This window comes from Nocardia sp. bgisy134 (genome assembly GCF_057708325.1).
This window is the reverse complement of sequence record NZ_JBYIRW010000020.1, coordinates 1-19,658: the sequence shown is the minus strand read 5'-3', so window position 1 is coordinate 19,658 and position 19,658 is coordinate 1. Positions and strand designations below refer to the sequence as shown.

Sequence of the window (19,658 nt, the reverse complement as noted above, 5' to 3'; positions counted from 1 at the left end):
ACGAACGGCCGGGCAGTCGGTGCAGTTGCTTCGATCACCGCCGCGTTCTCGGCCGGGCCGCCGAGTCTTCGCATGCGATGACATACCGGCCCGTCGCCGATTCAGTGCCGCAGTGTCGCAATGGCGATGTCGAGGAATTCGCGCAGGAGCTTGTCGTGGTGGTCCGCGGCGACGACCAGGCATGTCTCAGCCTCGGGGGCGTCGGTGACGGGGCGGTGGACGAGGTCGGGGCGGACGTAGGCGCGTGCCACACTCAGGGGGACGAGTATCAGGCCGTGCCCGGAGGCGATGAGCTCGAACTTTTCTTCCAGTGACAACGTCCGCCTGTTCTGGACGTCGAGCATCCGCTCACCGTCGAGATCGGCCAGGGTGAGTTGCCTGCGCGACGCGAGCGGATGGGTCGCGGGCATGCAGGCAACCCGGGGTTCGTGACCGACCGGGATGGTGCGCAACCCGGATTCATCGAAAGGTCGTCGCAGGTAACCGATCTGAGCCCGTCCGTCCCGCAGTGGTGTGTCACGCTCCCACCAGCGCGCAGGGACGACATCGGTCTCGACCTCCGGGTGGCGCACCGCGAATTCCCGGATCGCCTCCGATACACGCAATCCGGCTGAGAAGGCGATCACCAGCCGTCGCGCGCCGCGGTCGACATCGTGCACGCGCCGCACCGCCGCGTCGACGGCCGCGAGGATCCCCTGCGCCTCTTCGTAGAGCTGCTTCCCGGCAGCGGTCAGCTCCACGTTGCGGGTGGTTCGCACGAGCAGCGCGCAATCCAATTCCTGCTCGAAAGCCTTGATCTGACGGCTCAGTACAGGCTGGGCGATGTAGAGCTTTTCCGCCGCCCGGCCGAAGTGCCGGTGCTCTGCCACCGCGGCGAAGTAGCGGAGCTTGCGCAGATCCAGATCCATACCCTCACGGTATCAATCTACGGAAAGGGTCTTGGACGTCGCGACGAACCGTCACCAGACTCGAAGCATGATCGTTATCACCGCCCCCACAGGTCACATCGGCAGCCGACTGCTCGACATCCTGCTCGAAACATCCACTCGCAGTGAGGAATTGCGCGTCATTGTGCGCGATCCCGGGAAGCTCCCGGAAGCGATCCGCTCCCGCGTCGATATCGTCACCGGATCGCACGGCGATGCCGATGTCGTGGACCGGGCCTTCGCCGGCGCGGACGCCGTCTTCTGGCTGGTCCCGCCCGATCTCCATGCGCCGAACCTGGATGCCGCGTTTTCCGGATTCACGCGCGCCGCCGTGAAGGCGTTCACCACCCACGACGTCGGGCGCGTCGTAGGCGTCTCGGCGCTCGGGCGCAGTACTCCCGTCGCGGGTCGCGCCGGGCAGGTGACGGCGTCGCTGGCAATGGACGATCTGATCGCGAGTTCCGGCGTGGCCTATCGGGCGCTGGCGAACCCGTCCTTCATGGACAACCTGCTGTGGCAGGCGATTTCGATCCGCGACGACGGCGTGTTCACCGGCACCGCCGACGCCGACCGCACGGCACCGATAGTCGCCACCCGCGATATCGCCGCCGCAGCCGCCCGCCTGCTGCTCGACCGCTCCTGGTCGGGGACGGGCGAGGTCGCGCTGCTGGGACCGGAGGATCTGGCACCGAACGATATGGCGCACACCATGTCCGAGGTGCTCGGTCGCCCCGTCCGCTACCAGCGGCAGTCTCTCGACGACTTCCGCGCCGCACTGACCGCGCGAGGCGTCAGCGATCCGATCGCGACCGCCTACGTCGACATGATGCACGCCAAGAACAACGGCCTCGACCACGGCGTGCCGCGCACCGCTGCGACCGCGAGCCCGACGAGCTTCCGCGAGTGGTGCGAGCAGATTCTCGCGCCGGCGGTCCGGGCATGAGCGCCAAGACCGTCCTCATCATCGGGCATCTGCGGGCTGGAGCTGCTCGGTAGCGCGCTGGCTGTAGTTCTGGTCGAGGTGCCCAGGACGAGGTCGGTGTCGACGGGCTCCACTCTCTGCTCGCGCGGACCGTCGAACGCACCCGCCCGGCCAGTCCGCCGACGCCGCCGCCGACGAGCACAAGCGCCACGCTCACCGGGCGCTTGCCGTCGCGGCGGCGCGGGCGGTCAGCGCACCCATCATCATGACCGACCGCTTGCGGCTGGCCAGTCGGCTCAGCGTCGCGGCCAGTCGGTTCATCCTGCCGACAGCGATGCTGGGCGGCGGGTCGCGCCGATCCAGCGCGCGCAGTGCGGTCTCGACGACCTGCTGTGGCGTCTGCAGCCGCTGGCCGGCCGCCGCCTGCGGGCCTGCGGTGTCGAAGAACTCGGTCCGGGTGGCGCTCGGTGACAGAGCGAGCACCCGCAGCCCGGTGCCGCGGTGTTCGTACCAGAGGGCCTCGGTGAAGCTGAGTACGAATGCCTTCGCGGCGCCGTAGACGGCCATCCGTGGGATGGGGGTATAGGCGGCCATGCTCGCGACATTGACCAGGACACCGCGATCGGATGTGCGCAGATCATCGATGAAGGTCCTGGTCAATTCGACGACTGCCTGCACATCGAGGGCGATCTCGGCACGGATCTGTTGGGGGTTTTCGTGGATGAACGGCGCGTGGGTGCCGAAGCCTGCGTTGTTCACCAGCCCGGTCAGCCGCAGACCACGGTCGTGCAACTGGGTGGCCAGGCGTGCGGCGGCGCCCGGTTCGGCGAGGTCGCAGGCGAGCACCGTGACGGCGACGCCGTGCGCGGCCTCCAGTTCGGCGGCCAGGGCCTCGAGCCGGTCCTCGCGGCGTGCGACGAGGACGAGATCGGAGCCGCGGCGGGCGAGTTGACGGGCGAACTCCGCGCCGATTCCCGAGCTGGCGCCGGTTACGAGCGTCAGCGCGCCGTGGTGGTCGAGTGGCATACGAACTCCTTAGAACATCTGGCATCGAGTGCCAAACTAGCATCAAGTGCCAGATGGACGCACAGGTTCAGGCAGGCATCACATCGGATACGGTTGTGGTGTGACGAGGCATCAGGACCAGCCGGAGGCGACGGCCACGGGCCGGATGTGGGAGCGGACCCGCCGTCGTGTTCGCGAGGAGATCGTGGACGTCGCTCTGGCACTGTTCCTGGACCAGGGATTCGAGAACACCACCGTCGACCAGGTCGTCGCCGCGGCCGGGATCTCCCGCCGGTCCTTCTTCCGCTATTTCGGCACGAAGGAGGACATCGTCTTCGGCGATCTGGCCGAGCAAGGCCCCGTCATCCTCGAAGGGCTGCGTGCGCGCCCTGACGACGAACCGATCTGGGAGGCACTGCGGCATGCGTTCGCCGCGCTGAACATCCGGGCGACACCCCAGCGCGGTCTCGCGATCGCCCGGCTGGTCGCCGCCAGCCCTGGTTTGCGGGCCGCCCACCTCGAAAAGCACTTGCGCTGGCAGGAACAACTCGCACCCGAGGTCGAACGGCGACTCGGCGACAGCGATGCCCCGCCCGGTCTACGCGGCCAAGCGATCGTGGCCACCGCGCTGGCGTGCCTCGACACAGCCACCGCTGTCTGGCTCGAGCACGAAGGCCAGGGCGGGATCGAGGAACTCGAACGGCTCTGTGACCGGGTGCTCACCGCCGTCCGCGACAGCTAGGGCACGGTCTTTCCGCGGCTTCTGCTCATAAGCTACCCATCGTGAACTACCTCGGATCCATCCGAAATCCCGTGCACGACGGGCTCTTCCTGGTGCTGTGTGATGCGGGGGCGCGGTTCGGCGGCTGGGATGTCCATGGCGACGAGCTCGCTGCCGAGGGCAGCACGCAACTGGTGCTCGACGGGTTGCGCGTCTACGTCGAGGAAGCCCACGGTCACGGCCACCACGAGGTGTGTCGCAGCGATGACGGAACCCTCTGGATCTCACCACCGGTCGAGCCGGGCGTCCGCCTGATTCCGGAGGACGACCTCGAACACGAGCCACGTACCGAGACCCATCCGATGGGGCTCAATGTCGGCGTAGGAGTAGCCGAAGATCTCACCCAGCACGAATACGGCGCGCTCAGTGGGGTCGAGGGTTTCGAGGACGACCAGCATGGCCGTCGACACGGTATCGGCCACTTCGGTCTCCTCAGCGGCGTTCGGCGCCGTGATCAGCGGTTCGGGAAGACATGGGCGGGCCGAGAAACCTGGTGGTTCCTCGGCCCCGGACCCCGGATCGTCATGCGGTCTTACGGGTGGCGCGGCCGCCCTTCGACAGCTGCACAGGGAGTTTCACGTAGCGGCTCACCTTGGCGGCCACCGGCGGGGTGCCGCTGACCTGCTCCTTGTAGATGACCGCGGCCTTGCCCTTGAGGTACCAGCGGTTCGGGGTGTCATCGGCGTTGGTGAACTGGATGACCCCGTCCTTGCGGCCCAGGCTCACCGGCTGGTGGAAGTAGCCGAAGCGCAACGGCTTCACCGTCTTTCCGCGCAGCAGCCGGGCGATGACGGTGGCGGTGTAGTCGGCGGTGACCACGCCGCTCTGGCAGGTGCCGTGGATCTGCCCCCAGGCCTGCCGCACCAGGGCGGCATCTCCGATGGCATGGATCTCCGGGTGCGACACCGAGCGCAGGGTGGGGTCGGTGATGATGAGTCCCTTCGCGTCGGTGGCGATTCCGGCCTGTTTGGCGAGCGGCGGCACTCGCACCCCGGTGGTCCACAGGATCAGGTCCGAGGGGACGAGTTCACCGGTGTCCAGACGCACGGCGTCGGGCAGCACCTTGGTGACCTTCACCCCGACCATGCGCACCACACCCAGCCGGTCCAGGACACGGTTCAGGTAGGCGCGGGCCTTCTCGCCCATCATGGAGCCGGGTTCGGCCGCGCTGACCAGGTTGACGGTCAGCCCGGGGTGCGCCTCGGCGATCTCGGCGGCCGCCTCGATTCCGGTGAGTCCGCCACCGCAGACAGTGACCGTGCCACCCACGGCGGCGATCTCGGTCAGCCGCTGCGAGAAGCGGTGTGCCAGACGGGGATCGTTGAGGGTCCAGGCATAATCCGCCGCACCGGGAACGGTGCTCGTGTCGGTGGCGCTGCCGAGGGCGTAGACCAGCGTGTCGTAGTAGAGGACCCCACCGTCGTCGAGGGTGACGATGCGGTCGGCGGTATCGATGGCGGTGGCGGCGGCCTGGTGGAATTCCACGCCGGTGCCCTTCAGCAGGTCCGAGATCTGGAAGTCGGTCAGTTCCTGACCCGTGGCGACCTGGTGCATGCGCAGCCGCTCGGTGAAGCGGGGCGAGGGGTTCACGAGGGTGATGCGGGTGTTCAGCTTGCGGGTGTAGCGGGCCAGCCGAGCCGTGGCGATCAGGCCGGTGTAGCCGCCGCCGAGGACAACTATCTGGTGGACAGTGGTGGTGTTCATCGCTTGCTCCCTGGGGCTCGTTCGTTGGGGTCGGCTAGGGGACAGGGCGGGCCCGGAGAACGTGACAATCCATTGCTGTGACCTGGGACACGCAACATCTCGCGTCGGTCATGCGAGCACACGGACTCCTCGTCGAGGGGTGATGACCTAGATCACAGTCCGCTTCTGTCAGGTTTCGCGCCGCTGTCCGGTTCAGGATGCGAACACCACCCAGACAGGAGTGAGACCATGACCCACCGCATCGTCGTTCTCGGCGCCGGATACGCCGGAGCCAACGCCGCCGGTCGCCTCGCCAAGCGGCTGCACCCCGCCGATGTCGAAATCACCCTCGTCAACGCCGATACCGAATTCGTCGAGCGGGTCCGCATGCACCAGCTGGCGGCAGGTCAGGAGCTGAAGAGCCGCGTGCTGACCGACGTCTTCGCGGACACGGGTGTGCGAGTGCAGCTGGCACGGGTGACCGCGGTCGATGCCGACCGCAAGACGGTCGACATCGTCGCCGCCCATGGCTCACGCGAGATCGCATACGACACTCTCGTTTACGCCCTCGGCAGCGCAGCCGCCGACTGCGGTGTGCCCGGTGTGGCCGAACACGCCTACGACATCGCAGGCAAGCAGTCCGCGCTACGGATGCGCGAGCGTCTGGCGAGCCTGGGAGCGGGTGCGACGGTACTGATCGTCGGTGGTGGACTCACCAGTATCGAAGCCGCCACCGAAATCGCCGAAGCCCGACCGGATCTCGACGTCGTCCTCGCTGCTCGCGGCGGCCTCGGCGCCTGGCTCAGCGGCAAGGCCCAACAGCACCTGCGCAAAGTCTTCGACCGGCTCGGCATCGGTGTGCACGAGAACACCGAGATCGCCCGCGTCCAGCGAACCGGCGCGGTCACCACCGGCGGTCGCACGATTCCGGCCCAAATGACCATATGGACAGCCGGTTTCGCCGTCCACCCGATCGCCGCGGCCACCACCCTGCAGGTGTCGGCGACCGGGCAGATCGTCGTCGACGACACGATGCGGTCGGTCTCGCACCCCGACGTCTACGCCGTCGGCGACGCCGCGCTCGCTCCCGGGGCGAACGGCGATCCGCTGCGTATGTCGTGCGCCTCGGGAGTCCCTACGGCCTACCAGGCCGCCGATGCCATCGCCGCACGCCTGACCGGCCGGAAGATCCCCCGCAATTCGATCGGCTACACCGCCCAGTGCATCAGCCTCGGCCGCCGCGACGCCATCGTGCAGTGGGTCACCCCCGAAGACCAGCCCAAGCCCTCCGCTCTCACCGGCAAGGCGGCCGCGCGACTCAAGGAGTTCATCTGCAAGAGCGCGGTCTGGAGCATCTCGCACCCGACATCGATGCTCCCGTCCCGTCGCCGACACATCACCACAGCCGAGCCGACCCGCGCCCTCACCGCGTGACGCCGCGCCGGACGGGGCAAGGTGTCGGACTCGACCACACAGTTCGTCACATTTTTTGAGACCTACAACTGTAGGGTCTCAGCGCTGACTTCATCTGCTGATGCTGTGACCAGTGCTACTTCATCGTGTCTCACCGCATGGTGATTTCTGTTGTCTCACGAAGCGCTTCATTTCCTATCCTCGCGTCGAAAGTTCAACTGTCCGCCCGCGCCCGCAAGAACCTACGCTCCGGCCCACCGCAGCGTCGAAGTGCTCTGGGCAGTGCCACGCGACCAAAGCCGCCACAACACGAAGCGCCACCCAAACGACAAAAACCGCCGCTTGACAACAACATTGAGATTCCCAGTGCCCGGCATCCGTGCGGTCGGCGACCTCAGCGGGTCGTTTGACGATCAGGTTTTCGGGACGGACGAACTTCTTGCCCGTCCGCGGGTGCGAGCTCTGGGGACGAGCAGCGCCCGTTAGGTGCGTAGGCACCCGGTCCATTCGCGGCGCAGCCCGCCGCGGCTACTGCCCTCCCGATTCCGTCTGGCGGATTGTGGTTGCGGTTGGGAAGCCTCCTGACCCGCCGGTCGCCCCGGCTTTTTGGTGAGACTAGGTCGGCAGTTGTGATCGGATGAATTACGATAGGTGGTGTGACGACTGCATGAGGCTTCTTATGTCTAGTATCCGGTCTTGAACGGTGCATGGACTAGATTAATTTCGCCAGTCATCCAGTAGTCTCGGCCGATCTTTTCCAAGTCGCCGGTCAGAAGAACGGGAATTTTATTTTGGTACGAAGAAATTGCCATCGCATGTAGCGCCCCATCGATAACTACGCGTATCTGCCGCCGCTCGCTGCGTCCTATAACTCCCCGGATAAGTGCGATTGACTTGTCTTCGTTGTCTGTAAACTGATCACGCTCCAGTCTGACTACGTATCCGTAGATAGTTTGCCTGACAGGCGGTGCATCACGTTGCCGGAACGTTTCCGTCAAGTATTGAAGTCCTGGTATTGTGTCTCTGTCCAAAGTCAGCCGGGTAACAGGTGGATGATGCACAGGTTCGGCAGGCGCCCACTTGAAATTAATGTCGAGTGCGCGTAATCCTTCAAATCTCGTCATTGTATGCAATGCGTCGCACAATTCGGCGCTTACGCCAGAATCAACTGCCAAGTCCAGGTCAGCGGTGCCACTGCTAATGTTCAAATTTGGCACCACCGCCAGCGCCCTCGCCAAAGTCGACATGACGCGACGCTGAAAGGAAGCAATTGAGAGGTCACGACTTTCGGATTCGGGATTCGTTCTGGAAGCACTCTCACGAGAAACGATGCCAGCTTCTAAGTTGCGACCAGCGCTGCTGCCTTCTTCTCCGCTGTAATCCACGCCATCTTGACTGTTGATAGCGTCGCCATCTCCGAGGGTTGTCACAATCGAAACGACAAAACTTCCACGCTGAGTATGGCCCATTCGAACGTCATCGTTCATGAACGCTCGCACTGCACTTGAGGCCCGACCGCGATGTGTCGGCCGCGGCTCAATTGTTGATCGAGCGGCTGCGGTGAGCAATTTAACCGAGCCGACGATAAGGTCTTGCGCCTGGACTATTGGAATGCTGTCGTACCGGATAAGTTCATCGGCTCGCAAAAGTAGCACGTCCGATCGAACTTGAATCACCGCACTGGCAAGTTGCTCAATGCTCCAGTCATTTATCTCGCAGAGTGTCCTCAGTGATTCATTGAATCGGATCGGGAAATCGCGCAGTCGCGTTGTGGTAGGTAGTCTGATACTCGGACGATCTTGCGCATCGCCGTGATGCCAAGTCTCGGATATATCGTCTGCATCCTCGAGAATCCATCCCGAACTTGACAGGAATGTCCCTAGGATATGCGGCGTAATTTTGAGGTCGACTGGAAGCGATTCGTTAAGAAGCTCCGATTTCAAGGCGTACCTCCATCGCCGACACGTTTCATAATGCCCAGCAAGGACGATACGTCGTACCGGTTCTTTTTTGGAACTTTTATTGTACGAGTAGTATTTGAGATACTTCCCCAGTCGCGAAGAGAAATCCAGTATCCGCGTGCTTCTATTCTGAATCTATCTGGATCGAAACTGACCCATGATTCAAAATTCTTTGGAACCATGACCACAATCAGGATAATTGGATTCATTCGACAGGGGTCGCGAAGGTCGTCGTAGTTGTAGTCTTTAAGCCGCCATTTGACGTATTCATCATTTTCCTCCGTCGACGAGGAGCATTTCAACTGGATATCAATGGAGGTTTTTCTATATTTTTTATGGTCGGCGACCTGTCGAACCGTTGCATCGACTGTTTCATCATCAATTCGGATATGCTCCAACTTGCACCGTGCGGCAGTTGCCACAGCATGGGCGTAAACGACTGAAAGCTGCTCTTTGCATTGTGGCGGTGCCAGACTCCCATACGGCACATCCGAATCGTGCACTGTAGGTAGAACATCGGTCACGCAGATTATCTACCACAGCTCTGATTGCGCTGCCTAGTAGATGTGGAATCTCGTCGAGCATCTGCGATCTTCGGCGAGCGCTGAGCGGCAACGTGTTTGAGCAGCAGTGCCACTCGGGTGGCTGCCGCTCACCGGCCGCCACCATGTGGGGGTCGGGCGCAATCTACGTTATCGACTTCAAGGCTGAATCTATCGCTGCAACTCGACGACCGCGGTGCACCTTGCCGGACTGGCGTCGCCTCGGACTGCGTCGCGACCGGATCGCCGGGACGGCTACACGAGCAGTTTCAACGCTTCGGCGTTGTCCATGTTGGCCGCCGAAGCGCCCACCGACAGGGGGATTTCAGCGTGGCAGACACACGTACATCTTCGAGCAAGCTTGCCGCAGTCGGCTGGGCTCGACCCTGGTCTATGCCCCGTTCGGCTCCCACCGACGTCGTGGCAATCATCACCCGCGACGCATCATTCAATCCATGGCCGCCAAGCTCGTCGACGAGCACGCGATGCAGGCGCTGCCATTGGCTCATCGGTCCATACAGCGAATTGCCGATGCGCTGTCCTCTCGTCGCTTGGTGCGGTGCTCCTGCCCTGCGGGCGCGGGGTGAACTTGGGCAGCAGTGGCGCGACCGGAACCTTCAGCTCTTCCGGCGCAGACCGGTTCAACAACCCGCTGGTCACGAGCCGAACATTGTGCGGCACAACCGGTTCCGACACGCCGCAAACGAACTACACCGACATGGGAGGCGGTCTTGCGGCAAGCTGGGAACTACCCAGGATTTTCAGTAGGCCGCTCGGAATGGAGGTTGTTCCAACTATGACTGTTGAACTTTCGAGCGAGCCTGTCGAGGTCCTGCGGTACGTCCACGCCAAGCTCGACAGCCACTTCCGGATCTTAAGTGAAGCACGCAAACAATTGGAGCCAGCGTCACCGGTTTTCGCATTGGAGCACGATCTGGGGGCCACGGACTATGATCTTCTGCTCAGCGGTGTTCGGAACGCTGTCTCCCAGGGGTTTTCTGCTAGGCATCGTCTGTCGTGGCTGCCGTTCGTCGTCTACGCGGCGGAGTCGGGGTACGACTACGTCGGCGACGAGTACTGGCCGAGTTTCGAGGAGTCGACGCCAGGGTGGCACAGCGATCAACGGCGCTGGATCAAGGACCGGTTCCTGAAGTTTGCAGACGAATATGGCGGTGCAGTGCCAACCGGAGCCTTCGCCAAGAACTTCACGATAATCGCATGGCCCATCGCGCATGCTGTACTGCCAACCTACCTGCAGCGCCAGCTCGCGCAACTTCTGTACGAGTTCCGTACGGGCTTATCCTCATCGCTCCTCGACGATCCCGTCGAACTCGGCATTCGGCTAGCCGTTCGGTCGCAGGGGTACACCGAGCGGTTTCGGATCTTCTGCCAAAATACGGCGCTCCTTGGCCAAGTCGCGGCCGCGCTGCTGTCGGGAGAAGACGAGAGCTCGCCGTATCTTGTCAGTTCGACGCTTAAGCGGCTGGTAGACGGGCTGTCGCGTGAGCGACAGTCACGCTTGTGGCTGGCGTCGGCACAACAGGCCGCAAGCCGGGTGCGAGCATCAGGATTCAAGAAGGCCACTGACTCGAAAAGGGAGGGTTACCAGACTAAGCGGGAGCGATTGCCGGCGCCCACCGATCCCCGGTTCTTTCTCCGCTATCTCGACGGCGTTTGGAACGCTTATGCCGAATTGCCGGACTTGATACCGCTGAGCGAGCGATTGCCGGAGGCATACGACGAACTGCGGACGATGCGCGCGCGTGTGACTGGCGCACGGAGACCGGTTCCCACCGGAGCGTTGATCTTCGGCGGGCAGGAAGTACGCTTCGACATGTGGCCGGATCCATCGAAGCCGTTCGTGCAGTTGGAGCATGGGACCGACCCGGTGAATAGCCTGATAGAGGATCAATGCGTCATGACGCGTGGTCCGTGGTGGCTATACCGCTGCGAGGGCGCCGGGCTTGCAATCGAAGTTAAGCGACAGATCGTCCGCGCTGGCCATCGCTACATCCTGGTCGGGCTGGAGACCCAGGCTGCCCCGAACGTTTCATGGTGTCGACAGGTTCCGATTCGGGCATCTGGGGTGAGTGCGTACGAGATCGACATGCCAAATCGCCTAACTGATGCTGACACCGCGCTCTTGGTGACGCACGGTATCTCTACTTTGTCGGGTCTCGCAGTCCGGCCAGTCGGCATAGTGGCCAGTGCTTGGGACGGCGAGGGCGCGGTCGAATGGCTCCCGGGTGAACCCGCCATCGTCGGGATCCGCGCTGACTCGCTGCCGTCTCATTGCCTTCTCATGGTGGATAACGATTCGCACTTCGTGCAGTGGCCTGGCGGTGAGTCCGAGTTGATCATCTCCCTAGAAGGACTCGATGTTGGTACTCACGATGTCACCGCGACATTTCACCGGAATTTTGGCCAGGAACTGGCGAAGGGCTCTTTGGCAATCACGATCCGCGATCCGCAGGTGCGGCCAGAAGGTGCTACCAGGGGCGAAGGCATGCGGCTGCTGGCGTCGCCAGCGCGACCAACGCTCGCCGAGCTATGGGACGAGCGCGCAACAGTTGTCGTCGATGGACCTCCAGGTGCCGCGGCAGATCTGACCGTAAGCTTGCTGGGCGGTGAAGGTAGCGAGTTGGTGAAGATCCGACGAACGGTACGGTTGCCGCTCACTGAAAAAGCTTGGACGGCCTGCACGAAGTCCATCCGCAACGACAAACTGTTCAAGGACTCGTATGACGAGGCTGAGTCCTGCGTGCTCACTGTGTCCCGCTGGGGCGTCGGCGCTGTCTCGCTCAGCTGTGAGCGGGGCTTTCAACCGTTTCGTTGGCGGTTTGGCAAGGAGCGCGATGGCTCCGTTGTTGCTACGTTGCACGACCGTACGGATGGCGGTCGCGCGACGGTCGAGTTCTTTGCCGTAGATGCACCGCTCGATGCAATCAGCAATACCTTTGGAGTAGACGTTGTGCTTCCGCCGCGAGGGGGCTTGCTGCGTGCCACGTCTGATGAATCCGAGGTCCTGGTGATCGCGCCGACGAACCCGAATGCGGTGTTTGCCCTCGGAAAGCTCCAGCCGTATGTGCCCTGCTATGGGAAGTCGCCGAACGACATTAGGCGGTTTATCCATGCGCACCGGAGGTGGGCAACAGCGCAGTTGCCGGCAGACCCGTTCGCGGTGTACCAGCAGCACGTCGCACTCGAAGCTATCGCGCGAGCCAATGTCATGTCGATTTGCGGCGCGCACTGGGCGCAGGTGGAACGCTCGGTCGAGCGAGCCGACGAACTAGTGGACCACTTGGACGAGATGCAGAGTGCTGTCGGCGTATCGGCCGCACATAGGTTTCTCGCTGCCGAGATCGGGCGCAACCTGTATCTATGGCTCACCCCACAGACACTGGAGGCTGGCTTCGCTGAGGTAATGAAGTCCACCTTCCGCAGAAACGGGATCAAGACGCCCTCAGCTGCACGATTCGTACTGACCCTCGCCGGACGACCGGGCGATGTAACCGAATGGAACGCTTGCGACCTCGATTATCTACTGGAGTGGGTCGTGGCGTCGCCAGTGTTATTGCGCGCGGCACGCTTCGCTGTACTCGGCACTAGGTCCATCAATACTGAGACTGCAGGGCGAGGCTTCTGATGAGAGTGTCGAGCCTGTCCCCGGATGAAGCGTCCAACTTGGCTACTCGGGTACTTGGCCTTGATCCGGACCGCATAGCGCTTACTGCTACTGAGGGGCTTGCAGCTTCTCTGCGGCGTGCTGCGTCGTTCATGTGCCCGACTAGCTCCAGCCGCCTGGTCGACGCCGTCCTCGGGGCTGTCCGGCCCGTGAGTGCCGATGACGCCGTCACGCGTGACGATTTGGCGGGGTTGGTCGATCTTCTTGTGGCAGGGGGAGATTTGCTCGAACTCCGTCACAACGTAGACAGTTCTGTCCGGCTCTTGTACCTCGGTCCGCCTTCGTACATCGAGCGTGAGCCCGGAACTTACCTTCTTCTCGGGATTCGACCGTTCGGGGCGCCGCTCGTGGACAAAGAACTCGGTGATGCGATCGAGCAGGATGCGCACCTCCGGAGCATCCGCCTTGATCCCGAGACAGCGGCCGAGCGAATGTCTGCCGCTGGACTCCAGCTGATCGATCGTGAGCAGTGGGTCGCGAGCCCGCGCCGCGAAGATGCTCAGGCTCTCTTGCATCGGCTCCGTAAGCACTTGGACGCCGCCAGGCCGAGTGGTGAGATCTCGGAGCTTCGTGTCTTGGATCCGCGCACCCCGGTCCGGTATTACAGGGGACGGTGGCGTCCTCCGAAGCCGGGGGACACCGGTGACTTCGTGGCACGCCGACCGCAGGCGTACGGTGCAGACCTGTGGTGCCTCGTCAGGCTGGAGGCCGGGTCGTTACAGAAGCTCGTCGAGTTTCCGATCGATAATCCAACGACCCCCGGACGCGACGAAGCCTGGAGGACGCAAATGGCAATGGATGCGGTGCGCGGCGTGCCGCAGTTCTATCGGAAGGCGCCCGCGGTAGGTAGTGCGACCGCCGTCGAGTTCTTCTCGCCGATCCCCGGGTTCACCGAACGTTACCTTCAGCTGGTCAGTTTGCCGCTCGTAGAACCGTCGGGTGCCTTGTTCTCGTTCCGCATACCCAGTGGGGCGATGCCAGCCCTAGAACGACTGCTGAGTGACATGCTCTGGATGGATGCAGTAAAGGAGGGACCACAGTGACAGTTGATGGGCCAACGATCGCCGAAACAGTTGCCGAGATTCAGGCAGCGCTCCGGGATTACATCGAGGCGACGTACCACGTAGGCCATCCGACAGTCATCGAACAACGTCGTCAACTTCTAGAGTCCGAAGGTGTGCTATTCCGGGAACCGTACATCGAGAGCACACCGCGCTACACCACGAATCGGACATTTGCAGAGCTTGATCTAGACGCTGCTGTCCGGGACTTGTTCGTGCCCCTGACACAGAAGGCAGGCGGCCTTGATGCCTTGCTGTATGACCCGCCATACACCCACCAGGCACAAGCGCTGGAGTGGTCAACTCGCGACGGCTCCAGTCTCGCGGTGACTACAGGTACCGGTTCTGGCAAGACGGAAACGTTCTTGCTACCGATGCTGGCAAAGCTCGCAGGCGAAGCGGCGCATCACCCCGAATCGTTCCGAACCGCCGCGGTGCGGGCCATAGTCCTCTACCCAATGAACGCACTGGTGAACGACCAACTCGGTCGTATGCGACTCCTGCTGGGCGACCCGCGGGTGACATCGCAGTTTGAGGCGTGGGCCGGCCGTCCGGCTCGCTTCGCCCGTTACACCAGCCGGACGCTGTACCCCGGGGTGCGCACTGCCAAGCGGGACCAGCAGCGACTCGGATCCATAGAAGACTTTTATGTGTTGCTCTACGACCGTGCGAAGGATTCGAGTTCGCAATGGCACGACCAAGCGGTCGAATTGATCGAGAAGCTGCAGTCTCGTGGTAAGTGGCCGGCCAAGCCCGATATCAAGAAGTGGTACGGCGAGAAGGGCACGCGCTGGCAAAACAACGCTGGCGAGTTCATTCGCGCAGTTATGCAGCCTGAAGACCCTGAATTGTTGACCCGCCACGAAGTGCTCGCCGCGCCGCCGGATGTGCTGATCACGAACTACTCAATGCTGGAGTACATGCTCATGCGGCCGCTCGAGCGGCCGGTCTTTGACACTACTCAACAGTGGCTCGCAGACAATCCCGACGAGCGTTTCCTCCTGATCGTCGACGAGGCACACCTCTACCGCGGTGCCGCGGGCGCCGAGGTTGCGCTCCTGCTCCGACGTCTTCGGGCGCGTCTTGGTATCGATCCCGAGCGGTTGCAGGTCATCACTACCAGCGCAAGTTTCGCGAGTGCTGGGTACGCCCGTGAGTTTGCCGCCCAACTTAGCGGCAAGGATGAAACCGAGTTCCGCACGGTCGAGGGCGAGTTGAGGTTGCGGACGGGCGCGGTTCCCGGGAAGCCCGAAGATGCAGTTGCGCTGGCGGCAGTGCCGATTACGGACTATTACGACGGGAACAACGATCCTGAGCGGCTTGAGGCAGTTACTGGCCTGCTTGCATATCGTGGCGTCACGCCAGGCGCCACACCGGTCGCGGAACTACTGTATGACGCGCTCAAGAGCTTCGGCCCGATGAGCATGGCGGTGAACGAGACCATGCAGAAAGCTCAGCCAGTCAGCGAACTCGGGCCCGCCCTATTCCCGGACACCGATGCTTTGCTCGCCGATCGGGCAGTCACAACGCTCATCGCCTTAGGGAGCGCTGCCCGTCCTGGACCAGACGAGCCCGGGCTCCTTCCATGTCGTGTGCATGCGTTCTTCCGAGGTCTGCCTGGACTTTGGGCGTGTCTCGCTCCTGACTGCTCCGAGCTTAACGACGAAGAGCTTCCAGGGCGGGGGCCTATCGGAAAACTCTACGCACAACCCCAGGCGACCTGTGGTTGTGGAGCGCGAGTCTTCGAATACTACACATGTCGGCACTGTGGCTCGTCCTATGCTCGCGCCTATACCGACGACTTGACTGAGCCGACCTTCTTGTGGCACGAACAGGGCGGTGCCTTCCAAGCTGCGGCGGGCACCATCCCCGAACTGTTCGCTCTCGACCTCCTACTCGAAAATCCGTCGCGCGATGCAGATATTGAGACTGCTGATCTCGATCTCGTCACGGGCCGACTCAACCCTGAGAAGCTAGGTTCGCGGTTCCGGACGCTCGCCATTCCTAAGCTGCGTGGCGGCGAGACAGTCATATTTGGGGATGATGACGAGGAGGAGACGAAGGCTAACGGTGAGTTCAAGCCGTGCGGCGTATGCGGACGGTTGGCGGGCTTTGGACGGTCATCGGTGCAGGACCACCAGACGAAGGGTGACCAGCCTTTCCAAGCACTCGTGACTCGTCAGATTGAAGTGCAACCGCCAAGTCGCGAATACTCGGACTTTGCGCCCCTTCGGGGTCGCAAAGTGCTGGCTTTCGCCGATTCCCGTCAGGTAGCGGCCCGGCTGGCGCCAAATCTACAGACTTACTCGATGCGCGACGTTATCCGTCCGCTGATCCTTCGGGGATGGCGTGACCTTGAGGCGCAACAGGTCATTAGCAATCAACTGAACCTTGAAAACCTGTTTCTCGCTGTAATGGTCGGAGCAAATCGGCTGTCGGTCCGGCTTCGACCGGAGCTACGGCAGGCCGAATCCATCCACGTTCTCAATGATGTTGGTAAGGCGATCGACAAGGGTGCGCTGGACGGTAACCACGCTGCCTTGGTCGAATTAATCATGCTTAATACTGTGCCGCCACTGTCGTTACTTCGGGCCATCTACGCGACGCTGACCGACAAATACTACGGCCTTTCGTCGCTGGGCTTGGCGTCGCTCCGCGAGACCGGGACACTGACCGAAAATCTGCTGGCGAAGCTCCCCGCCATCGACGGCATCGCGACCACCGATGAGGCGCGGCTGGCGCTTGTTCGATTGTGGCTATCGCATTGGTCGAATCCATCACCAGGGATTTGGTTTTCCTCAATGACCGAGGGGGAGTGGTGGAAAATAAAAGGGGGCGTCAAACCGCACAAGGGCAACTTTGCGGCGTTGGATCGGTGGCTCGGCACCCCTCCTGCGAAGAAGAAGTTCGCTCGCGCGTGGCTTCCCCTGCTGCAGCTGGCTTTGTGTGAGCCGGTGTCCGGTGGGAAGTTCCGCCTCTCCGCTAGCAAGGTCGCCTTGAGTACGGGAGGGATGTGGGCCTATTGCGAGCGGTGCAGGTACACGCAGCGTCCGTTCCCGGGACGCGCGAAGTGCGTGAGTTGCGGCCAGGACACTGTCCGAACATTGGACCCGGATCATGATGAGGTCTTTCAGGCGCGCAAGGGCTACTATCGCGCCAGTTCTGTACGGGCGCTGAAGGAACCGCCCGAGACACCGATGAGCATTATTGCACGTGAGCACACAGCCCAGCTAAACGTAGCGCAGTCCGACGAGGTTTTCTCGCGGGCGGAGCAGTATGAATTGCTCTTCCAGGACGTGAATGTCACGCTGCCTGGTTCCACTGAGCAGGAGCAGCCGGCGATCGATGTCCTTTCGTGCACCACGACCATGGAGGTCGGAATCGATATTGGCAGCTTATCGGGCGTCGCCCTGCGAAACATGCCGCCGTCACGGGCAAACTATCAACAGCGAGCTGGTCGCGCGGGCCGCCGCGGGTCCGCAGTCGCAACGGTGCTCGCTTTCGGCAGCGCGGACACGCATGATGATCACTACTTCCGCGACCCCGCTTCAATGATTCGCGGGAAGGTCGAGGACCCGATCCTCACGATGGACAACGGCGAAATTGCCCGACGGCATGTCACAGCGTACTTGCTGCAGCGGTACCACCAGGATCGTCTCCCTACGATCGCCCCAGAGGAGCAGCCTCAGCTCTTTGAGGTGCTCGGCAGCGTCAAGGCTTTTCTCGGCAAGTCCTCGACCCTCAATCGAACTGACTTCGAGGAATGGCTCAAGGAATGTGAGGCGGCGCTTCGTGCAGAAGTGGCGGGATGGCTGCCCGCAGAACTGGGCCCCGCCAAGACTATGATCCTCGACGGCATCGTGACTATGACGCTCGAAGACATCGACTGGGCGCTCGTTGTAGAGGACAGGGAGTCGCCCGACCCGGGGGAAGGCGACGCGGACTCTCAAGACATGGACGTTGAAGCCGATGGGCCAGCCGAGGATGGGGCTGAGTTGCCGAGCGAGCCCCGCAGCCAGACCAACCTGCTGGACAAACTGCTCTACAAGGGTGTCCTCCCGCGCTATGCGTTCCCGACAGACGTCGTATCCTTTCACGTGTTCGATGCCAACAAGTCTGAGCGCTTCCACACGGAGTTTCGCTACGCCCCGAGCCAAGGGCTCCCGGTCGCACTCAGCCAGTACGCGCCAGGCAAGGTCGTCTGGATCGACAATAAGGAGTGGACGTCGGGGGCGATCTATTCCTCGGTGCACTCGGATCGGTCCAAGGCATGGCAACAGCGTTGGCTCTACTTCGAGTGCCAGATATGTCACTATGCGATGCACCTACCACCGAGTAAGGCCGAGCGTGGTGAGAAGCGGGACTGCCCGGCGTGTGGCTCGGAGGGAAAGTTCGGCGAGGCGATGAACTGGATGCGTCCGCCAGGGTTCGCCCACAGAGTTACCAAGGAGCCCGGCACTAGCCCAGATGACGCGCCAGCGATAAGCTACGCGACCCGCGCCAAGCTGGTCGCCGAAGGGCCGAGCGAAGAGAGCGCTTGGACTGCCGTCACGGACGGCTTGGAACAGACATACCAGCGGTCGACATTGCTGGTGACCAACACTGGGCCGAGAAACGAGGGCTACAACTACTGCACAATGTGCGGTCTCGTGGAGCCAACGGCGCAAGCCACTGGCGAGGTCTTCGGTACGCACAAGAAGCCATACCCCGATGAGGACAACCCGGATTGCCCTGGCTCGATGTCGACGCGCGGCTTGGTGCTCGGTACCGACTTCATCTCGGACGTCCTGCTCGTACGGCTGCGGGTAAATAGTCCGGTTAAGCTTCAGCCCGCGCTATTGTCTACCCACGTCGCGCTCCGAACGATCGCCGAAGCACTGACGATCGCGGCCACGAAGCGTCTCGGCGTCGAGGCAACCGAGTTACAGGCCGAGTACAGACCAGCGCTCACGCCGCGCGGGCATGAGGGCCTGGAAGCAGAGATCTACCTGTACGACACGCTTGCCGGTGGCGCGGGGTTCACGCGGCGGGTGCGTGATTTCGGGTTGACAATCTTCGAGCAGACACTGGAGCGACTGGAGTCCTGCCCGGCTAACTGCGACGAGTCCTGCTACCAGTGTCTCCGGAGCTTCCGAAACCGCTTCGAGCACGGCCTGCTCGACCGCAAAGTCGGTGCCAGTTTGCTTCGGCACCTTCTGTACGGCACGGTTCCGACGCTCGACCAGATCAGGTTCGATCTGGCCGCTGACAAGCTCTTCACCGACCTCGACAGCCGCGATCTAAGCGACATTCATTTTGCGCGGAAGGCGGCGGTTGACGTGCCGGGTATCGGGACTGTAGAGGCGCCGATACTCGCAATGCGCGGTGCGCAGCAGTGGATTATAGGCGTGCACGGACCGCTGACGCCAGATATGCCGCCGACCAAGGAACTTGCCGATGCCAAGGAGTTCGGCGGAATCCAAGTGCCGCTGATCGACGATATGGTAATCGCCAGGAATTTGCCGTTTGCGACGGCCCAGGTCCTCAAGATGCTGTCATAGCGACTTAGGCTGTTCTCGCCACCGGCGTCACGATCTCGACCGCTCACGGTCCTGTCCATCTTTAGGACCGAATATCCCGCGCCAAAGGAGATCAGGACGAGAGAGGTGTCGGACGCCGGTTCAGGTTCGGGGGCGCGGG

The 19,658-nt window shown here is 62.5% G+C and carries 12 protein-coding genes and 1 pseudogene; 6 read left to right on the top strand and 7 right to left on the bottom strand.

Annotated features, from left to right (window positions below; genetic code table 11):
• Window positions 1-101 precede the first annotated feature (101 nt).
• Window positions 102-908 (bottom strand): LysR family transcriptional regulator, encoded by an 807-nt coding sequence (locus AC3ERS_RS29225; protein WP_431971334.1) that lies wholly within the window; start codon window positions 906-908, stop codon window positions 102-104.
• A 67-nt stretch (window positions 909-975) separates the two neighbouring features.
• On the opposite strand from AC3ERS_RS29225, the gene AC3ERS_RS29220 reads away from it, so the two are divergent.
• Window positions 976-1,869 carry an NAD(P)H-binding protein gene (locus tag AC3ERS_RS29220; protein ID WP_431971333.1) on the top strand — a complete coding sequence of 298 codons (894 nt, stop codon included), beginning with the start codon at window positions 976-978 and terminating at the stop codon, window positions 1,867-1,869.
• A 192-nt stretch (window positions 1,870-2,061) separates the two neighbouring features.
• Here the strand turns inward: AC3ERS_RS29220 and AC3ERS_RS29215 are convergent, their stop codons facing one another.
• On the bottom strand, window positions 2,062-2,874 hold the full coding sequence (locus tag AC3ERS_RS29215) for an SDR family NAD(P)-dependent oxidoreductase (RefSeq protein ID WP_431971332.1): 813 nt from the start codon (window positions 2,872-2,874) through the stop codon (window positions 2,062-2,064).
• A 100-nt stretch (window positions 2,875-2,974) separates the two neighbouring features.
• Between AC3ERS_RS29215 and AC3ERS_RS29210 the strand changes: the two genes are divergently transcribed.
• Window positions 2,975-3,595 carry a TetR/AcrR family transcriptional regulator gene (locus AC3ERS_RS29210; protein ID WP_431971330.1) on the top strand — a complete coding sequence of 207 codons (621 nt, stop codon included), beginning with the start codon at window positions 2,975-2,977 and terminating at the stop codon, window positions 3,593-3,595.
• A gap of 32 nt (window positions 3,596-3,627) precedes the next feature.
• Here the strand turns inward: AC3ERS_RS29210 and AC3ERS_RS29205 are convergent, their stop codons facing one another.
• From AC3ERS_RS29205 to AC3ERS_RS29195, 3 genes and pseudogenes are all read right to left on the bottom strand, one after another.
• Window positions 3,628-3,819: a hypothetical protein gene (locus AC3ERS_RS29205; RefSeq protein ID WP_488186870.1), complete on the bottom strand. Its 192-nt coding sequence runs from the start codon at window positions 3,817-3,819 to the stop codon at window positions 3,628-3,630.
• Window positions 3,820-3,945: 126 nt separating this feature from the next.
• A pseudogene (locus tag AC3ERS_RS29200) lies at window positions 3,946-4,110 on the bottom strand (RNA polymerase subunit sigma-24); the annotation flags it as partial.
• 46 nt (window positions 4,111-4,156) lie between these two features.
• Complete coding sequence (locus AC3ERS_RS29195; RefSeq protein ID WP_431971328.1) at window positions 4,157-5,338, bottom strand: NAD(P)/FAD-dependent oxidoreductase; 1,182 nt, start codon at window positions 5,336-5,338, stop codon at window positions 4,157-4,159.
• Between the two features lie 228 nt (window positions 5,339-5,566).
• Between AC3ERS_RS29195 and AC3ERS_RS29190 the strand changes: the two genes are divergently transcribed.
• Window positions 5,567-6,751 (top strand): NAD(P)/FAD-dependent oxidoreductase, encoded by a 1,185-nt coding sequence (locus tag AC3ERS_RS29190; RefSeq protein ID WP_431971327.1) that lies wholly within the window; start codon window positions 5,567-5,569, stop codon window positions 6,749-6,751.
• 662 nt (window positions 6,752-7,413) lie between these two features.
• Here AC3ERS_RS29190 and AC3ERS_RS29185 read toward each other — a convergent pair.
• Together AC3ERS_RS29185 and AC3ERS_RS29180 are read right to left on the bottom strand one after the other, a co-directional pair.
• Complete coding sequence (locus AC3ERS_RS29185; protein WP_431971326.1) at window positions 7,414-8,673, bottom strand: recombinase family protein; 1,260 nt, start codon at window positions 8,671-8,673, stop codon at window positions 7,414-7,416.
• Window positions 8,670-9,215, bottom strand: coding sequence for a DUF4365 domain-containing protein (locus tag AC3ERS_RS29180; protein WP_431971325.1), 546 nt, complete (start codon window positions 9,213-9,215; stop codon window positions 8,670-8,672). The genes AC3ERS_RS29185 and AC3ERS_RS29180 overlap by 4 nt, the downstream gene beginning before the upstream one ends.
• Window positions 9,216-10,029: 814 nt before the next feature.
• On the opposite strand from AC3ERS_RS29180, the gene AC3ERS_RS29175 reads away from it, so the two are divergent.
• From AC3ERS_RS29175 to AC3ERS_RS29165, 3 genes are all read left to right on the top strand, one after another.
• Window positions 10,030-12,879 (top strand): hypothetical protein, encoded by a 2,850-nt coding sequence (locus AC3ERS_RS29175; protein ID WP_431971324.1) that lies wholly within the window; start codon window positions 10,030-10,032, stop codon window positions 12,877-12,879.
• A 188-nt stretch (window positions 12,880-13,067) separates the two neighbouring features.
• Entirely contained in the window at window positions 13,068-13,961 is an 894-nt protein-coding gene (locus AC3ERS_RS29170; protein WP_431971323.1) for a hypothetical protein, read from the top strand.
• Entirely contained in the window at window positions 13,958-19,519 is a 5,562-nt protein-coding gene (locus tag AC3ERS_RS29165; RefSeq protein WP_431971322.1) for a DEAD/DEAH box helicase, read from the top strand. Before AC3ERS_RS29170 ends, AC3ERS_RS29165 begins: the two co-directional genes overlap by 4 nt.
• Window positions 19,520-19,658: the final 139 nt, after the last annotated feature.

Excerpts from the sequence above, each read along its gene's own strand:
- AC3ERS_RS29175 (WP_431971324.1), top strand. The coding sequence starts at position 10,030 with ATGACTGTTGAACTTTCGAGCGAGCCTGTCGAGGTCCTGCGGTACGTC.
- AC3ERS_RS29215 (WP_431971332.1), bottom strand. The coding sequence starts at position 2,874 with ATGCCACTCGACCACCACGGCGCGCTGACGCTCGTAACCGGCGCCAGC.
- AC3ERS_RS29220 (WP_431971333.1), top strand. The coding sequence starts at position 976 with ATGATCGTTATCACCGCCCCCACAGGTCACATCGGCAGCCGACTGCTC.
- AC3ERS_RS29225 (WP_431971334.1), bottom strand. The coding sequence starts at position 908 with ATGGATCTGGATCTGCGCAAGCTCCGCTACTTCGCCGCGGTGGCAGAG.
- AC3ERS_RS29190 (WP_431971327.1), top strand. The coding sequence starts at position 5,567 with ATGACCCACCGCATCGTCGTTCTCGGCGCCGGATACGCCGGAGCCAAC.
- AC3ERS_RS29195 (WP_431971328.1), bottom strand. The coding sequence starts at position 5,338 with ATGAACACCACCACTGTCCACCAGATAGTTGTCCTCGGCGGCGGCTAC.